The 16498-nt window shown below is 51.3% G+C and carries 13 protein-coding genes; 12 read left to right on the top strand and 1 reads right to left on the bottom strand.

Annotation, left to right across the window (positions count from 1 at the left end; genetic code table 11):
* Positions 1-221 precede the first annotated feature (221 nt).
* From MXF20_RS12270 to MXF20_RS12215, 12 genes are all read left to right on the top strand, one after another.
* Entirely contained in the window at positions 222-416 is a 195-nt protein-coding gene (locus MXF20_RS12270; RefSeq protein ID WP_021509672.1) for a hypothetical protein, read from the top strand.
* Positions 406-774 carry a hypothetical protein gene (locus tag MXF20_RS12265; protein WP_159378402.1) on the top strand — a complete coding sequence of 123 codons (369 nt, stop codon included), beginning with the start codon at positions 406-408 and terminating at the stop codon, positions 772-774. Before MXF20_RS12270 ends, MXF20_RS12265 begins: the two co-directional genes overlap by 11 nt.
* Positions 771-2138 (top strand): helicase RepA family protein, encoded by a 1368-nt coding sequence (locus tag MXF20_RS12260; protein WP_325969608.1) that lies wholly within the window; start codon positions 771-773, stop codon positions 2136-2138. The genes MXF20_RS12265 and MXF20_RS12260 overlap by 4 nt, the downstream gene beginning before the upstream one ends.
* A gap of 284 nt (positions 2139-2422) precedes the next feature.
* Positions 2423-2743 (top strand): hypothetical protein, encoded by a 321-nt coding sequence (locus MXF20_RS12255; RefSeq protein ID WP_150059437.1) that lies wholly within the window; start codon positions 2423-2425, stop codon positions 2741-2743.
* A gap of 1007 nt (positions 2744-3750) precedes the next feature.
* Positions 3751-4128, top strand: coding sequence for a response regulator (locus MXF20_RS12250; protein ID WP_325969607.1), 378 nt, complete (start codon positions 3751-3753; stop codon positions 4126-4128).
* Positions 4129-4211: 83 nt separating this feature from the next.
* Positions 4212-4373, top strand: coding sequence for a response regulator transcription factor (locus tag MXF20_RS12245; RefSeq protein WP_325969606.1), 162 nt, complete (start codon positions 4212-4214; stop codon positions 4371-4373).
* Positions 4374-4376: 3 nt separating this feature from the next.
* The gene (locus MXF20_RS12240) at positions 4377-8033 is read left to right on the top strand and encodes an ATP-binding protein (protein ID WP_325969604.1); all 3657 of its coding nucleotides are present in this window, start codon (positions 4377-4379) and stop codon (positions 8031-8033) included.
* Positions 8034-8977: 944 nt separating this feature from the next.
* Positions 8978-9487: a fimbrial protein gene (locus MXF20_RS12235; RefSeq protein WP_058771500.1), complete on the top strand. Its 510-nt coding sequence runs from the start codon at positions 8978-8980 to the stop codon at positions 9485-9487.
* Between the two features lie 41 nt (positions 9488-9528).
* Positions 9529-10239, top strand: coding sequence for a molecular chaperone (locus MXF20_RS12230; RefSeq protein WP_325969602.1), 711 nt, complete (start codon positions 9529-9531; stop codon positions 10237-10239).
* Between the two features lie 49 nt (positions 10240-10288).
* Positions 10289-12820, top strand: coding sequence for a fimbria/pilus outer membrane usher protein (locus tag MXF20_RS12225; RefSeq protein ID WP_325969600.1), 2532 nt, complete (start codon positions 10289-10291; stop codon positions 12818-12820).
* A gap of 29 nt (positions 12821-12849) precedes the next feature.
* Complete coding sequence (locus MXF20_RS12220) at positions 12850-14031, top strand: fimbrial protein (protein WP_325969598.1); 1182 nt, start codon at positions 12850-12852, stop codon at positions 14029-14031.
* 404 nt (positions 14032-14435) lie between these two features.
* The gene (locus MXF20_RS12215) at positions 14436-14666 is read left to right on the top strand and encodes a hypothetical protein (protein ID WP_325969595.1); all 231 of its coding nucleotides are present in this window, start codon (positions 14436-14438) and stop codon (positions 14664-14666) included.
* A 1064-nt stretch (positions 14667-15730) separates the two neighbouring features.
* Here MXF20_RS12215 and arsH read toward each other — a convergent pair.
* Positions 15731-16429, bottom strand: coding sequence for an arsenical resistance protein ArsH (gene arsH, locus MXF20_RS12210; RefSeq protein ID WP_325969594.1), 699 nt, complete (start codon positions 16427-16429; stop codon positions 15731-15733).
* Between the last annotated feature and the right edge of the window lie 69 nt (positions 16430-16498).

The following is a 16498-nucleotide window of genomic DNA, read 5'->3' as shown; positions in this document are numbered from 1 at the left end:
CATCCGAGGCTTCTGACCTGTCGCGTTATTAGGAGTAACGACTATGGCTATGAACAAGCATACCCAAACTCGCCCCAAATATCAGTACCGCCTCCCCGCCATTTCCCGTCAGGGCCGGTCTGTGCCCCCGTTTCGTCTCTGCACCGGCGCCGGCTCACAGCAGGATATCCGGTGCCTTGTCCTCTCTCCTGCGGACCCGCTGCCCGTTCAGGAGGCCCGAAATGCGTGAGCCCATGGACTTAGATCAGGCGGAATTCCAGGCCGAGATGGCCACCTCGCTGTTTGAGGTGATTATGGACAAGGCCTGCCAGGAGTGTTCGCCCCAGCTGCGGCACCTCATCAGCCTGGCCTGCGACATCAACTTTGAGATCTACCGCGCGCTCAGGGCTGACGGAGGAAAACACCATGATCAGTAACGTGAAGTTTAACGAGCTGGCCAGCCGGGTGGAGGCGCTCACTGCGCGCGTCGGGGACCTGGAGGCCAGCCTGAACGCGCTGGTGGATTCACAGGGCGGCACTATTCCGCCCGGCATGGCGCCGGTCAGCACGCTGGCGGCGGAGTTTGGCATCTCCACCAAAAAGGCGGAGGAGCTGGCAAAAAACGCCGGCGTGATGCTGGTGCGGCACAGGGCCGGAGGCTACCTGGTGCCGGACGAGAAGTTTCGTGAAGCGGCCCGGCTGGTGCTGCGTGCGGCCAAACGGAAGTACGGCTCGGCGTACTGGTACCACCCGCTGATTGGCAAATTCCAGATGAGCGGAGGCCTGCCAAAATGAGCCATCCCCTGCGGCTTACTGAGCCGCTTTCCGACGCGCTCTTTGCCTGCGTCTATCTGTGGGCGCACGGACGCCCCTGCAGCCGCTCTGAGCTGGAAAAGGCCGCCCGCCAGCATCACGACCCGGCAACCCGCTGCGGCAGGCTGGTGGTGCGGCTGATGCAGCTGCACGGCATGACCTACGAAGACCTGTGCGACGCCGGCTACCTGGGCACGGACGCTGAGCAGGTGAAGGCGCTCCGCCGCTCGGTCGTGGCGGAAATCCTCGGCACGGAGGCGCTGAATGCCTGCCTGCGCGACACCGGGCGCATTCAGCGCGTCTTTCCTGCGGCAGACCCGGCGAGGACCCGGCTGCCGCTGTCGCGCGGCTCTGAGGGCTTCGACGCCCGGCAGGACTATGTGATGAAGCACGTCCTGCCCGCGCAGGCGCTGTGCAGTATCTACGGCCCCAGCGGCTCGTTCAAAAGCTTTCTCGCCGTCTCCTGGGCCTGCCATATTTCGGCGGGCCTCCCCTGGGCAGGCCACAGGGTAAAACGCGGCGCGGTGCTGTATATCGTGGGTGAGGGGGGCATCGGCGTGCCGCGCCGCATCCGCGCCTGGGAGCAGGTTTATCAGCAGCGCGCGGAAAACGTCTGGCTGGTAAACCGCCCCGTCTTTCCGGTGCGGCAGTCAGAGGTGCAGGAGGTCATCCTGGCGGCGAAGCAGATTGAGTCTGATGGGGGGCTGCCGGTGCGGCTGATTGTCATCGACACCCTGGCGCGCTGCTTTGGCGGCAACGATGAGAACGACGCCCGTGATATGGGCGCGTTTATCGAGGGCTGTGACGATATCAAGCGGAAGACCGGCGCCACGGTGCTGGTGGTTCACCACTCAGGGAAAGACGAGGCCAAGGGGGCGCGGGGCTCCAGTTCGTTCCGTGCGGCGCTGGACGCTGAGTTTCAGGTGAAGCGCGAGGATGAGAACATCGCCCTGATACTTTCCTGCACCAAAATGAAGGACGCTGAGGAGCCGAAGCGCCGGGCGTACGACCTGCAGCTGGTCAGGCTGTTTACGGACGAAGAGGGAGAGGAAATCCACTCGCTGGCCGTGCGGGACGTCGCCCGTGAAGCTGAGGAAAGCGACCCGGACTTAATTGCCGTGCCAAAGCTCAGTGATAATCATCTGGCCATATGGCAGTCAGTAAGAAGCCGTAATGCGCGCGGTGAGGCCTGTACGAAGGCCATCATCATTGATGACCTGAAAGCCATGGGCATTGATACCCGCAAGCATTTTTCCCGCTGGCTAGGCAAGCTGACTAAGGCAGGGCTCGTTTCTTTAGACGGCGAAAATATTGTCATTCACTCTCAGAGGGATGTGGGGGAATAAGTGGGGGCCTGGTGGGGATGGTGGGGGCGCCCCCCCTTTCGCCCCCACTTTTTCCCTGTATACACACAGAAAGTGGGGGCCATGCTGAAACCCGCAAATTTACCGGGCTGAGAGGGGATTTTCAAAAAACAGGTGGGGGCGTGGTGGGGGCAGACAAAAGTGGGGGCATGGTGGGGGCCGGAAAGGGAAATGGTTGTCTGGAAAACCTGAATGTGGCCAGGTTGAAGCCTTTGAAGTGAAAGGACTGCTATGCTGGTTCGTTGTGTGAAAACTAAGGGTATGGTATGAAAAATTTCCTGTCTGACTACTGCAAAATCGCAAATGAAACCTCTGGCCTGATAGCGCTTGGACTATTACAGTCAGTCGTGATGGCTGCAGTATTGAGGCAACGGGAACTAAAAGGTGTAGACTGGTATCCGATCATATTCTGGAGTCTTTTAGTGGCTTCTACACTGGGCATGGTGTTGACAGCACTCAGCACAGGTAATGCCATCCTGTCGCATTCCTGCCTGGGAAAATTCGAAAGGCTACTGCTGCTGGTACTTTTCGAGCTGGTCTTCATCGGTGTCCTTCTTTCCGCTGTCATCACTGTTAAATCTTTATAGCTTTGTCCATAATTATGGTCAGAGATGCTCTTTTATTCCTTATTAACGAGCGATTATGTCGGCCATGAATCGCCGTATTCTATCTGTATCCCGACAAGTATAGTCGAACGGGATTGTTGCGACTGGCACATCAAGACCAAATAGTGATCACTTATTGTCGCGCAGGTAATGTGATGTCAGGGTAGATACAGGTAAGATAGTTAAAAAATGTAAATTTTCTAATGCGCTGTATGTAATAGTTAGATCTGCCTGATAGCAGGTTTAACATCACGATTACGCATAAAAATGGGTTATCACATAAATCGTTACGTTAAATTTGTTGAGAAATGTGTGAGGAAAGCATCACGCTGAAAATATTTAAATTAAAGGGTTTAAAAGTAAGTTGCTTATAAATTTTTATGACCGTCCAATGCTTATTACTTTATCAAAACGTTTAGAGCTAATGATTAAAGATAGTCTCTAAAAGATAAATATTTTATTTTCATTATTAACTTGTATGGCGGGAAGACAACATCGGAAAATGTGATATCTGGCTCTGAAAAATGGTGCGGGTGACTATATATACAGTACTATTAAAAGAGTAATTAGCATCCATGTGGCACAACAGCAAGTCAGTGTTGCTATCCACACTAATGAGCGTAGTTCTCTACGCTGCGCTTTAACACTGCTATAATTAGAGGTTACTATTGCGTTAGGGCTTTTCATCTTAAATTACCAGTCGATATTTTTGAAGGCGTAAATATCTACTTTCAAAGTAAAAAAATAAATAGGATCTTTTTACCTTTTTTGTAGGATAGAGCTTACACTATGTTTAAAAAGGGTCGTTGAGTACATTGATGACAAATCAATTTAACATAAATAATGTTTGTTTTTCACTAGAATCCCTGTGAGACGGAGGCTGTAGTCTGAGGACTACAAGTGCAAGAAAGTCCTCTCTCATTCTGATTGTTCAGCGTGGTATGAGTTGTAAAATTATTTCAATCAAGCCGTCCGCAGATGGGGTAATCATGGCTAACATTTTGATAATTGACGATCACCCGGTTGCTCGCCTAGCGGTGCGCATGCTGCTTGAAAAAGACGGACACGCCATCATTGCTGAAGCAGGTGAGGGGTACGAGGCGCTGAAACTGGTCAGGCAGCTTGAACCGGATATGGTAACGGTGGATCTCGATATTCCGGGACTGGGGGGAATAGAACTCATTGAAAAGCTCAGAATCAGTGGTTACTGCGGAGGAATACTTGTTCTGACCGCCCGTAATGATGAACATTATCTCAGCCGCTGTAAGGCTACCGGCGCAGATGGTTTCGTCGGAAAAAAAATAATCTGGAAGAACTCGGTGATGCTGCGCGCGCGGTATTGCGGGGCTACGGTTATTTTCCATTAAACCGAGGAGAATCTAATCGGTCTCAGTCTCTTTCTCAGGAAACGCAGATTGTCAGGTCGCTTTCGAACCGGGAAGTACAGGTTTTGCAGTATCTTGCCAGAGGTGAAAAAGTCATTGATATTGCAGCCAAGATGCACATCAGCAACAAAACCGTCAGCACCTACAAAACCCGCATTCTTACTAAACTAAACCTGGTTAATCAGGTTGAACTCATCGACTTTGCGCGCCGGAACAACCTGGACTGAAATTTGAAATTTTTCCTTTTTGTTTTATGGGCTTCAATCGCCTCACTGCCATTGGTCGTAGCGGCTAATCTTTCATCACAGCCACTGCAAATCCTGAGCAGGGAGCAATACGATCCCCGCTCGTTTTCTATCACTGACGAGGACTGGCGATGGCTGGGTCAGAAAAGAGAACTGAAAGTTGCTGTCTGGCAGCCTGAAATACCCCCTATCAGTATGTTTACTCAGGACGGGAAATTTGAGGGTATTGCCTCAGATTATTTAATGCTCACCGCGAGCTACCTTGGTGTGCGAGTAAAGGTCATCAGCTACCCCTCCCAGGATGCCGCCTATAAAGCAATGAGCCACCATGAGGTTGACCTGATGCTTGATGCTTCAGGAAAAAGATGGCCCTTCGATGGAGATTTCATCTATTCGAATCGGTTCGTGAGCGATCACCCGGTATTGGTCCATCCGAAGCTCACAGCCGGTGAAAATTTCACCTATCAGCCAGGTATGCGTCTGGCAATAGCGCGATGGTATGTCGATGACGACTGGATAAGTTCTAATTTTCCCGGAGCCCGCATCGTGCATTTTGATACGGATGAAGAAGCACTGGCATCCGTAGCCTTTAAAAGGAATGATTTTTTTATCGGAAACCTTGTCACTACGTCATATCTACTAGAGCGTAACTATCCCAACCATCTGGAATACCAGACCGTCTATCCCGAACGGGATACGGGAACCCGCTTCATTGTGTCGCGCAATGATAAAATTCTTCTCAGGACATTGAACGCCGCGTTGAACGCAATTCCCTCTGCTCAGTCGCAAATCATTATGCAGCAGTGGAGTGAAGAGGCAGATATTTGGCGTTTACGTAAACACATTGACCTGAACGAACAGGAGCGTAAATGGATCCAGCGTCATCCTCAGGTCAGAGTCTCAGTGAATTCCTTCTATGCTCCTTTCACGATGACCGACGCCGGCGATAACTTTTACGGCGTGACGGCTGACATATTAAAACTGGTCAGCCAGAGAACCGGAATTGAATTCATCCCCGTTGCGGCCAGATCGCTCGAAGCCATGCAGACGCAGCTTGACCGTGGGGAAACCCTCTTTATCGGGGCTCTCAGTTACAGCGACGATCGTAACGACAGGCTCCTGTTTTCCCGCCCCTATTTTAAGTCTCCATTCGTTGAAATCATTCGGGCAAACAGGGATATGCCGGATGATAGATCAGGCCTTCGTATAGCACTGGTAAAGGGCAATCCGCTGCTTTCTACACTTCAGGCGCGTCATCCCGGCATTAAGTTTGTGGAAACCCCTAATGCCAGCGTTGCCATGCAGGACGTGATTGAAGATAAAGCGGATATTGCGATCCATACTTTGTTTGGCGCCAGCTACATGATCAACCGATATTTCGAGGGGCAGTTAAAGATTGCGGGGAGTTTAGATGCAGCCGATGGTCAGATTGGCTTTGCGGTTAACCGTACTCAGCCGGAACTGCTTGGTATACTCAACAAGGCGCTGGAGAATATTTCACCCTCAGACATAAACGACATCATAAAAAAATGGCAGACCCGGCCGGACGTGCGCCTAAATACCTGGGAGCTTTACCGCAAACAGTTCTGGCTCGTTATTGGGGTGGCCACCATTATTCTGCTCACTTCTCTGATATGGATTTTCTATATGCGCAGGGAAATAGTGGCAAGAAAAAAAGCGCAGAGCCGCCTGCATAGTCAGCTGAAATTTAACGAAACCCTTATCGGCACCCTGCCATTACCCGTTTACGTCACTGATCTGGAAGGAAATCTTCGCTTATGTAATAAATCGCTCAGTGACTTTTTTGGTCAGCCAGAACATGCGTTTACCGGACAGACATTAAATCAGGACATTCACCCACTTCATTCACTCTGGAGCAACGTCACCCGTCAGGTCAGCGAATCGGGAGATGCATTTCAGCCGCTTATCAGCCATGAGCGTATCTATGACGGCGAAAGGTTCAGAAACATTCTGCACTACTCCGTGACTTTTACAGATGGTTCCGGGATGCCAGACGGCTTTATCTGCACTTGGCTGGATATGACTGAACAGGAAGAGCTCAACCGTGAATTGTTTGAGGCGCGCGAGCGGGCAGAGCAGGCTAACCGTGCAAAAAGCACTTTTCTCGCCACGATGAGCCATGAGATCAGAACGCCGGTGAGTGCCATTATTGGTCTGCTTGAGCTGGTAGTGAAAACCAGCCAGTCTGAGAGTGATAAAAATGACACGGTGAAAGTAGCATGGGAGTCCGCCAGAAGCTTGATGGGGCTGATTGGTGACATTCTTGACATGGCTCGCATTGAATCCGGCAGGTTGGAACTAACCCCGGAGTGGGTAAGAACCAGTGACCTTCTCCCACCGATCGTCCGTGTATTTGAAGGCCTGGCGAGGCAGAAAAGTCTTCGACTCAGAAGCTCACTGCCTGCACAATTGCCATATGAAGTCTTCATTGATCCGCTCCGCTTCAGGCAGGTGCTGTCAAACCTGGTCAGTAACGCTATCAAGTTCACAGACAGGGGGTATATTGACGTCGATTTGCATATTATTCATGCCGGATATGACGGTGATGCAACCCTCACCATCAGCGTTCGCGATACGGGCAAAGGATTATCGCCTGAGGAGCAGGAGGATATCTTTTCGCCCTGGGTTCAGGCGCGTGCCGGACGCATTCAGAGTGGCTCTGGACTGGGATTGGCCATCTGTTCACAGCTTGTCGACATGATGGGCGGGAATATTCACATGCAGAGTCAACTGGAACGGGGAACAACGGTCACCTTTACCGTCCCTGCAGCAATCCGCATGGAGCGCAGCGAGCCGGAAAACATTCCTCCGCAGGATTTCCCGGACAGACACAGAAGGCTTCGCATACTTGCCGTTGATGACCATCCTGCAAACCGCCTACTGCTCAGACATCAGCTCAGTCATCTGGGGCATGATGTTACGGTGGCAAGTGACGGTGAAGAGGGCTGGAAATGCTGGCAAAAGGATGTATTTGACGTCGTGATTACAGACTGTACTATGCCGGGCATGGATGGTCTTGAACTGACACGATTGATCAGGCAGCATCAAAACCGGAACATCATTGTTCTCGGTCTGACGGCAAATGCGTGGCCAGAGGAACGTGCCCGCTGTATCGCCTCTGGTATGGACGACTGCCTGTTCAAGCCACTGCAACTGCCCCAGTTGCAGATGATTCTAGATGACGCCTCTGAAAACCTTCATCAGATAGCCGATATGGAAAATGACGCTACAACTGTTGCCGAACCGGAACCCTCTCTCGAACATCTGCTTAATATGAATGATTTATACACGCTCACACACAACGACAAGTCCATGTTACGCGAGTTGCTGTCCGTCACGCTCACAAGCAATCGGGAAGATCTTGCGCTGGCTGAAGATTTATTCGAACTTGAAGACTGGCCCGAACTGGCAAAGTGCATGCACCGTATCTCAGGAGCGGCACAAATCATCGGGGCCGTCCGCGCAGAGGGGGACTGCCGTTTGATGGAAAAAAGCTGTCTGCTGAGTGATGCCGCCAATGAAAATATCATTCTGCACTGGGAGGCCGTTCAAGCCTCCGTATGGGAGCTAAACCGGAGTATTGAGGCGTGGATCAACGCCTTTGAGCGGGCGGTACACTGAGGCGGCTTTTACTTAACGTATCGGAGCCAGCCTCAGCATGCGGTTATTTTAGAACCCCGGTGCACGCATCGTCTAATCTCGTATGGTCATGGTCTGGAACAAATAATAGCATCAGTCTGAATCCAAAGGGGATAACAGATACGGCCGGATGATACTTTGAAATCTGGTCATCATTTCGCACCAAATGCGGGAAGGATAAATAGCGTGCGGCATATTTTCTCCGGATAACGTAAACCGGTTTGGTTGCTTCCTGATGAGTATGACATCAGGAAGCAACCTTCCGATGACGCTCAGCAGAGAAGCATCCGAAATGCACGTGGACACGATGACTTTCATATCTGCATTGGTTCTGTTCAGACATATTTAAGCCCGCTACTAACGAATCAATACCTTCTCCTCATTAAAAAATTCGGCAATTAAAATCTGTAATGACTCATCTATAGTCATACAGATATTCGGGCAATGTTATTTTATGAATGATTTCTCTCCCGGCATTAGATAGTACGGTATGCAGACTTTTTGTAATGAAAATGTTGCCATTATTAATTATTGTTTTTGCCTTGACCACTCCTTGTAAATTCAGGGTGATAATTGGGAGCGTAGGAATGATTAACATTCAATTCAGTGTCCTTCTGACTATAAAACTATGGTTACATTAATACGTAGGCATGGGACTACATAGTGCAGATTAATCTTACAAGGAAGGAGAAATTCCCTACACCTTCTCACCCGCCATCCGATATTGATTCGACTCTCACCGCATTACTATTTACCCATCAGACAGAGACCTCAGGAAAAAACATACGGAGCTCAGGCTGTCTGAAAATGGAATGAGTTAGTGCTGCCTGCCTCCAGACATCGTTTTCTCTTCCTGATGATAATTTAATTACGGGAATATCTAAGTGAACAACAAATTAAAAACGGCTTACGCTGCGTCAGCGCTCATGTTAATCGCAATCGGAGCAAATGTGCACGCTGCGTCAACTGGCACCATTACTTTCAATGGTGAACTCACCGCCACTACCTGTGACGTTTCAGTTAACGGTTCCGGCCCAAGCGCCACGGTAAAACTGCCAACCATGGCTGTGACGCAACTGGATGCGGCGGGTAAAACCGGCGGCACAACCAAATTCAACATGGCGCTCAGCAACTGTGCGGGAACGCTCACCACGGCGTCCGCCTTCTTTGAAGCAGGCCCGACGGTCGACCTGACCTCAGGTCGCCTGAACAGCTCAGGCACTGCCAGCAATGTGCAGTTGGAGTTACTGGATGGCTCAAGCTCAACGCTGGCTCCTATCAACGTCGGCGACTCTGCACAGGTCAATGACACCACCTATGTCGACGTATCAGGCGGTACCGCGAATCTGCCTTACGCGGTTCGTTATTATGCGACCGATGCGACTGGTGCAGGCACCGTCGTCAGCAACGTCGTGTATTCAATTCAGTACAAATAAAATCCGGGGCTTCGGCCCCTTATTCCACGTGAGGGGAAATCATGTTCAGTCTTACCCGCCGGGCGGTGATACCCGCACTTTTTCTGACACTCTCATCCACTTATTCCACATTCTCATCCGCGAGTATTGTGATCGGTGGCACGCGGGTCATTTTCCCGCAGGCGGAAAAAACTGTTTCGGTGCAGTTAACCAACGAAGGGGACAGCCCCGTGCTGGCACAGAGCTGGATCGATGAGGGCAACAGCGAAGCCAGTCCGGAAACCCTGCAGGCTCCATTCCTGCTGTCGCCACCAATTAACCGCATTGAGCCTAAAAAAGGGCAGACGCTGCGTATCAGTTATACCGGAAAGACTCTGCCAGCAGGGCGTGAAAGCGTGTTCTGGCTCAACGTGCTGGAAATACCCGCTAAAGCGAAAAATGCAGACAACACGCTGCAGATGGCCTTCCGTACGCGTATTAAAGTTTTCTTCCGCCCTTCTGGTCTCAGGGGAACGCCTACGCAGGCTGCTGAACAACTCAGCTGGAGCATGTCTGGAAATCAGGTTAAGGCCATAAACGCTTCACAGTATCACGTTTCGCTTGTCAGGGTCGGCATTAAAGGCGACACCCGCAAGCCTGCGGAAGGGAAGATGATCGCGCCCGCTGGCTCTGAACTGTTCAGCGTTCCAGGCGCTTCAAGCGGTAAGACGCTGAGCGTTCAGTGGGTCAACGATTACGGAGCCATCGTCATCAGCGACGTCGTTATCAAATAAATCATTATCTTCGCGATATACGGGACTTTACGGGAGTCAGGGGCAGGTTATGTCAGTTTGTAACATCACACCGCGGGCAGATCAGCTCGCCCGGGCAGTCAGACTGGCCCTTCTGAGCGCCGCACTTGTCGCAAGCGACAGTGCTCTGGCGGAAGATTCCGAAAAAAACGTCGAGTTTGATCCTGTTTTCCTGCAGGGATTTGGCGGCACCAACAATGACCTGAGCCGCTTCTCGGCCGGATCCAGCGCCACCCCAGGACGCTATCAGGTCTCCGTTTACCTGGGCGAGGAGTATCTCTCGCTGCAGGAAGTTACTTTTCACCAGACGGAAAAAGGCGTCATACCCTGCCTGTCACCTGAGCTGCTGGCCGCGATTGCCTTCAATGATTCACAGCTGCCTGAGCCTATGCGCCAGGCATTAAATCAGCCTCAGCCCTGCAGTGACCTGTCGGCACTTCTGCCCGACGCCAGAGTGACCTTCGACAGCAACGAGCAGCGGCTGACATTGTCTATTCCCCAGCGTTATCTGCGCCAGAATGCCCGAGGCGAGGTTGACCCCCTCCTCTGGGACCGCGGCATAAATAGCGGGTTTTTAAGTTATGGTCTTAACGCATGGCAGAACAACTATCGCGGCAGCAGCGACAACTCGCTGTATGCCAGCCTTAATTCGGGGTTGAATATTGACGGCTGGTACCTGCGTCATAACGGTATCTGGAACCACGGTTTAGGACAAGACGGTTATGCCGCATTAAATACTTACGTTCAGCGTGACATTACCCCTCTGCGAAGCCGTCTGCTGGCAGGCCAGTCGAATACGTCTGGCGTGCTTTTTGACACGCTGCCCTTTACCGGCGTGCAGATAAGCTCGGATGAAAGGATGCTGCCAGCCTCACAGCGCGGCTACGCACCTGATATTCGCGGTATCGCGCGCACAAACGCCCGTGTTACCGTTCGTCAGGGGGGAAATGTTATCTATGAAACCACGGTCTCACCCGGTGAATTTCTGATAAATGACCTTTATCCGACCGGTTACGGTGGAGACCTTCAGATTACGGTAACGGAGGCTGACGGCACTCTGCAGCAGTTCAGCGTCCCTTATGCTGCGGTCGCACAGCTGTTACGGCCGGGTAATGCGCAGTTCTCACTGACCGCGGGGCGCCTGCGCAGTGAGCTGGTTGATGATCACCCTGCGCTTTTTCAGGGAACTCTCCAGTACGGTTTATCTAACACCCTGACCGGCTACAGCGGCCTGCAGCTAAGTGAAAACTATTACGCCATTCTGGCAGGTGCGGCCGTTTCGACGCCTGCCGGTGCCGTAGCCGCAGACGTGATTCAGGCCGCAACGCAGCTCGGTAAAAATGGCAGCAGCATGGGTGGCCAAAGCTATCGCCTCAGCTGGAACAAGACCCTGACGGATACAGGTAGCAACCTGTCGCTGGCGACGTACCGCTTCTCAACCTCCGGATACATGGATTTCCTGACGGCGATGCAGTCGCGACAGGCCGTTGAGCGCGGCACAGACATTAATCGCCTCTATCGGGCAAAGAACCGTGCAACCCTGACCGCGTCTCAGGCGCTGCCTGAAAATTTTGGCCAGTTTTATGTCAGCGGGTCAGTGCAGAACTACTGGAATCAGCCGGGTAGCGACGTGCAGTACCAGCTTGGTTACAACAGTCAGTATAAATCAGTCAGCTGGGGTCTGAGCGCCAGCCGCGCGAAGACAAGAACGGGGTCACAGCAGACTACCTATCTACTATCCATGAGTTTCCCGCTGGGTCGATCGGACGGCGGCCACCAGCCTTATGTGCGTATGGACTGGAATCGCGACAGCAACGGCGGCAACGTGCAGCAGGCAACCCTGTCAGGGAATTTGGGGAGCAGCAACCAGTATGGCTATAGTGCAACGGCAAGTAATGACGTACGCGGCGGGGACAGCGGTTCACTTAACGGACAATATCGCTCACCCGTCACCAGCCTTAATGGGGGCATATCAAAGGGCGCAGGCTATCGCAGCACCTCACTGGGTGCATCCGGCACGATTGTTGCTCACGCTGGCGGCGTGACGCTATCCCCTTACACCGGCGAAACCATGGCTCTGGTTGAGGCAAAAGGCGCGAAAGGCGCTCAGGTGTCAGGCTACCCGGGTATTGAGATAGATAGCTTCGGTTATGCGGCCGTGCCGTACCTCAACCCCTATCAGTTTAACGATATCCAGATTGATCCAAAAAACGCTCCTGAAGATATCGAGCTGGAAAATACACAGCAACGCGTTGCTCCCTGGGCCGGTGCCGTAGTGAAGGTTAACTTCAACAGCCAGAGAGGCACGCCGCTGTTAATCAGCGGAAGCTTCAAAGGGCAACCGCTTCCCTTTGGTGCTGACGTAAAGAACTCACGCGGAGAGCGTGTGGGCAACGTTGGCCAGGGTGGGCAGTTGTATGCCCGCGTGAAAGAGGAAAGTGGCAGCCTGACGGTGAGCTGGGCAGAAGGTGCTCTGGGTAAATGTTTGCTGCATTATCGTATTCCGACCAGTAAAGGCAAAAAGCCGGGCGTCCTGAATGAAATAACAGGCATCTGCAAATAATTTAGCGGATAGCCCGCAGGAGTTAAGAAATGAAATCTACTGAAAAAGCCGACAAGAACAAGATAAAGAATATTTTTTCATACGCGATAGCGCTGTCTCTCGGGCTGATGGCCTTCGCAGCTCATGCTGACGACTGTGACTTTGCCACTGGACAGGGTCCACTGGTGTATACCGTCCCATTAACGACGCCGAACATTACGATAGGTGCCGATGTGCCTGTAGATACCATTGTTCACCGGCAGCGGATAACAACAGACGGAAGCAGGACGCCTTACCTTATCTGCCACACAACCAATTCTGCACTGCCCTTTGATATTGAACAGTATGTACACGTTACGAACACACCAGGACTGGTCCCCGGCTGGGGAGGAAAGTACGCGGGCAAGCTTTATGTTACGTCTGTGCCGGGTATCGGCGTGGCGGTGGTGAATGATGATGGCACATCGGCAAGCGTAGGGCAGCCGCTCGACTTTACTCCTTTATTTAAATGGTCCTATCCGTCAACACAGTTCGGCGCTGCTTCGGTGATGATCCGCAATAATTTTACGTTGGTTTTCGTCAAGACCGGCCCAATTGCTGGCGGTCTTATAAACGGTGCTCAGTTGCCAACGGTTGTTCTTGACGTTAAAGGCTCAAGAAGCGTAACTGGACTGCCAAGAGAGACGTACCGGGAAAATTTCAGTGGGTCAATCAACGTGATCGCAGGTACGTGTAAAACGCCTGACGTGACAGTTCCTCTGGGCAGTTACAGCATGGACAAATATTTTAACGGAAGTGTGAAAACCACTCCGTGGAAGCCCTTTAATATTACCCTGACGGACTGCCCGGCTTTTTATGGCACTTACACGAATTCGAGTAATTCGCCTGGTTTCAGCGTAGGCGGTGCTCAGACGCCGGGTCTTCGTGGACTGAACCGGTTCGTGATGAATATTTCACCCACATTCGGCGCAATCGATGCGCTGAAGGGGATTATTAAACTTGATGGTGCGGATGATAGCGCCAGAGGAATTGGTATTCAGCTGGCAACTGGCGATGCCTCAAACAGTTCACCGGTTCCGTTCAATCTTGGAGGGGCGTATGAGACTACGGTTGACAGCGGAGCACCAGGCACGCACACGATCCCAATGCAGGCACGCTATTATCAGACTGAGACGCGCGTAACGCCCGGCACAGCCAACAGCAAAGCGGTATTCACTATCAATTATCACTGATTCCAGAAAGCGGAATCTGCACGATACAGCTAGTACAGTTTATAAAAGGGCAGAATCTATAGGGTTCAAAAAGATCACGATAATAAAAAAATTGAAATGGCTGGTGGCTTATGAAATGTCTGATATTTCTAATCTACTAAATTACAGTAGCGGTTTGATGTCGAACTGGAAAACTTCTGGACACTAATGCGAACTGTAATCTGAATAAGATAGCAAATAGGAAGTGTGAAGAGACTGGACCGCGCAATAGTGGGCGAGGGCGCTATCCATAGATCTATATGCTTCGTACGCGCAGATATTACTTGAGCTTTAAGAAAAGTGAGCCTGAGAGATCCCGTATAGGTGCGGAGCTCTCTGGTGCGGTTTCTCTGTGCGAAATGCTCACTTTTCTGTAGGTATCCGAAATGAATGAACTGACATTTAACAATCACAGTGTCGTGCCATTTGATAACGGTGACGGGAAAATCTGGTTCACAGCTGATCACCTCGCTGAATTGCTGGGATACAACGATGCAAAACAGGTAAACAAAATCTATCAGCGTCATGAAGACGAGCTTACAGGCAGCATTAAAACGCGAACCAAAGTGACGAAGAATGCAATAAACAACAGCTTACGTGCTCTGTGCCAGGCCTAATAGCCGGGCGGTCCTAAAACGGGGGCCGGATTAAGCGTCAGGACACCGGTGGTCACTGTGACCACTCGTAATAAAATCAGCGAGTTACTAATTAATCTTCTGGCTGCCAGCTCTCGTAAGCCAGACAAAGTGACGGTCCCGAACAAATCAGAGGCTTAGGCTGTGTTTGAAAGTTCGCCCCTACTGAGAAGTCATTGCAACAGCCCGAAGGTTTAGCACTATTTGGGTAAAACCCTTTCGGGCCTGACTTTCATTTTTGAACCGACCACCAGCCTGTTGATGGTCGGTCACTGTAACCGGGAGGACGGGGAAAGATGAGCGGGTCCTCCCGGCGGGGTACCCTGTCCACGAGGCGGCGGCCCCGCGGAAAACGGCTGATTTTTGCATTTTCATGGTGGCGGCGGCAGGTCACTTAAGTTACTGATAATGATGATTAATTTTCAAGATCACCTGTACACTTTTTTTGCAGGGGTGTCATTAGACCAGTTTTTAAGTTTATGAAATTTAATAATAAAATTGGTTTTCACCTGCCAGGTTGAGCTGCCTGGTCAAATTTAAACCACTTGTGGTGTCTTTCACTGGTGCATTTTTAAAATCTCCGAGGACATGGGGATTTTATAACACCACCATAAGTTGACAGGTGAAGTCGAAGAATTACAGGGCGTCAGCGCCTTTGGGCTTATCTGGACGCAGAGTTTCAGGTAAAGCATGACCATGATTACAAAAGTGACGAAGAATGGAATAAACAACAGCTTACGTGGCATTTCGGTAAGGCTGTTTTCTCTAGGCAGTGCTTATTCATTCGAAACGTTCTGATGGTTATGAGCTGTGCCGGTAGGGTTGGCAGCTCGGCAGCCTCGAGTGGTTTAAATCAGCGATGCAAACCAAACATCGCAATTCTTTGTTGCTGGAAAGCGAGGGGGGAAGGAAGGTAGTGGCTGCTTGCTTAATTGTGGCAGACCCAGCATTACTGTTCGCACTGAAAGCTCATGTCGAGTGTCCGCTTTGTGCCAGAAGCGGACGTTGTTGAGTTCACACAGCATGAACTCATGAAAACAGGAACGTCATATTTTGTCTTGATTAACGCGGGATGAAAGCTCCTCATGGCTCTCATTTCGTTCACTGTAGCGATCGGCAAGGTAACCGGTCTGTCCCTTCAGTATGAGGGTAATTTTAAACAACTCTTCGGCGACATCGACGATACGATCGTACCAGGACGAGGGTTTCATTCTCCCGTTCTCATCAAATTCCTGCCATGCTTTGGCAACTGAAGACTGGTTGGGGATCGTAAACATCCGCATCCAGCGTCCCAGAATTCGCATCTGGTTCACGGCGTTGAAAGATTGCGAACCGCCGCACACCTGCATGACCGCCAGAGTTTTTCCCTGGGATGGGCGAACGGCTCCTTCGATTAAGGGAATCCAGTCGATTTGTGCCTTCATCACGGCACTCATTGCCCCATGCCGCTCCGGGGAACTCCACACCATCCCGTCACACCACCTGACCAACCCGCGCAACTCGGTGACTTTTGGGTGCGTATCCGGGGCGTCGTCCGGCAGGGGTAAACCTGAAGGGTTAAACAGTCTGACTTCCGCTCCCATCGCCTCCAGCAGGCGACCTGCTTCTTCTGCTGTAAAACGACTGTAAGAACGCTCTCTTACCGAGCCATACAGAATCAGAATGCGTGGCGGCTCATGGAGCTGCAGACGTTCAGCAATATGCTGATCGAAGCAATCAGCGTTCAGGGCAGGAAAGTGCTCCATTTTTTCTCCTTCGGGTGGCTCTGGTGATTTCAAAATAAACACATATGATTTAACATATATGTATTCTAA

The organism is Pantoea dispersa (genome assembly GCF_035783935.1).
Classification (GTDB): Bacteria; Pseudomonadota; Gammaproteobacteria; order Enterobacterales; family Enterobacteriaceae; genus Pantoea; species Pantoea dispersa_C.
This window is presented reverse-complemented; position numbering and strand designations above follow the sequence as displayed.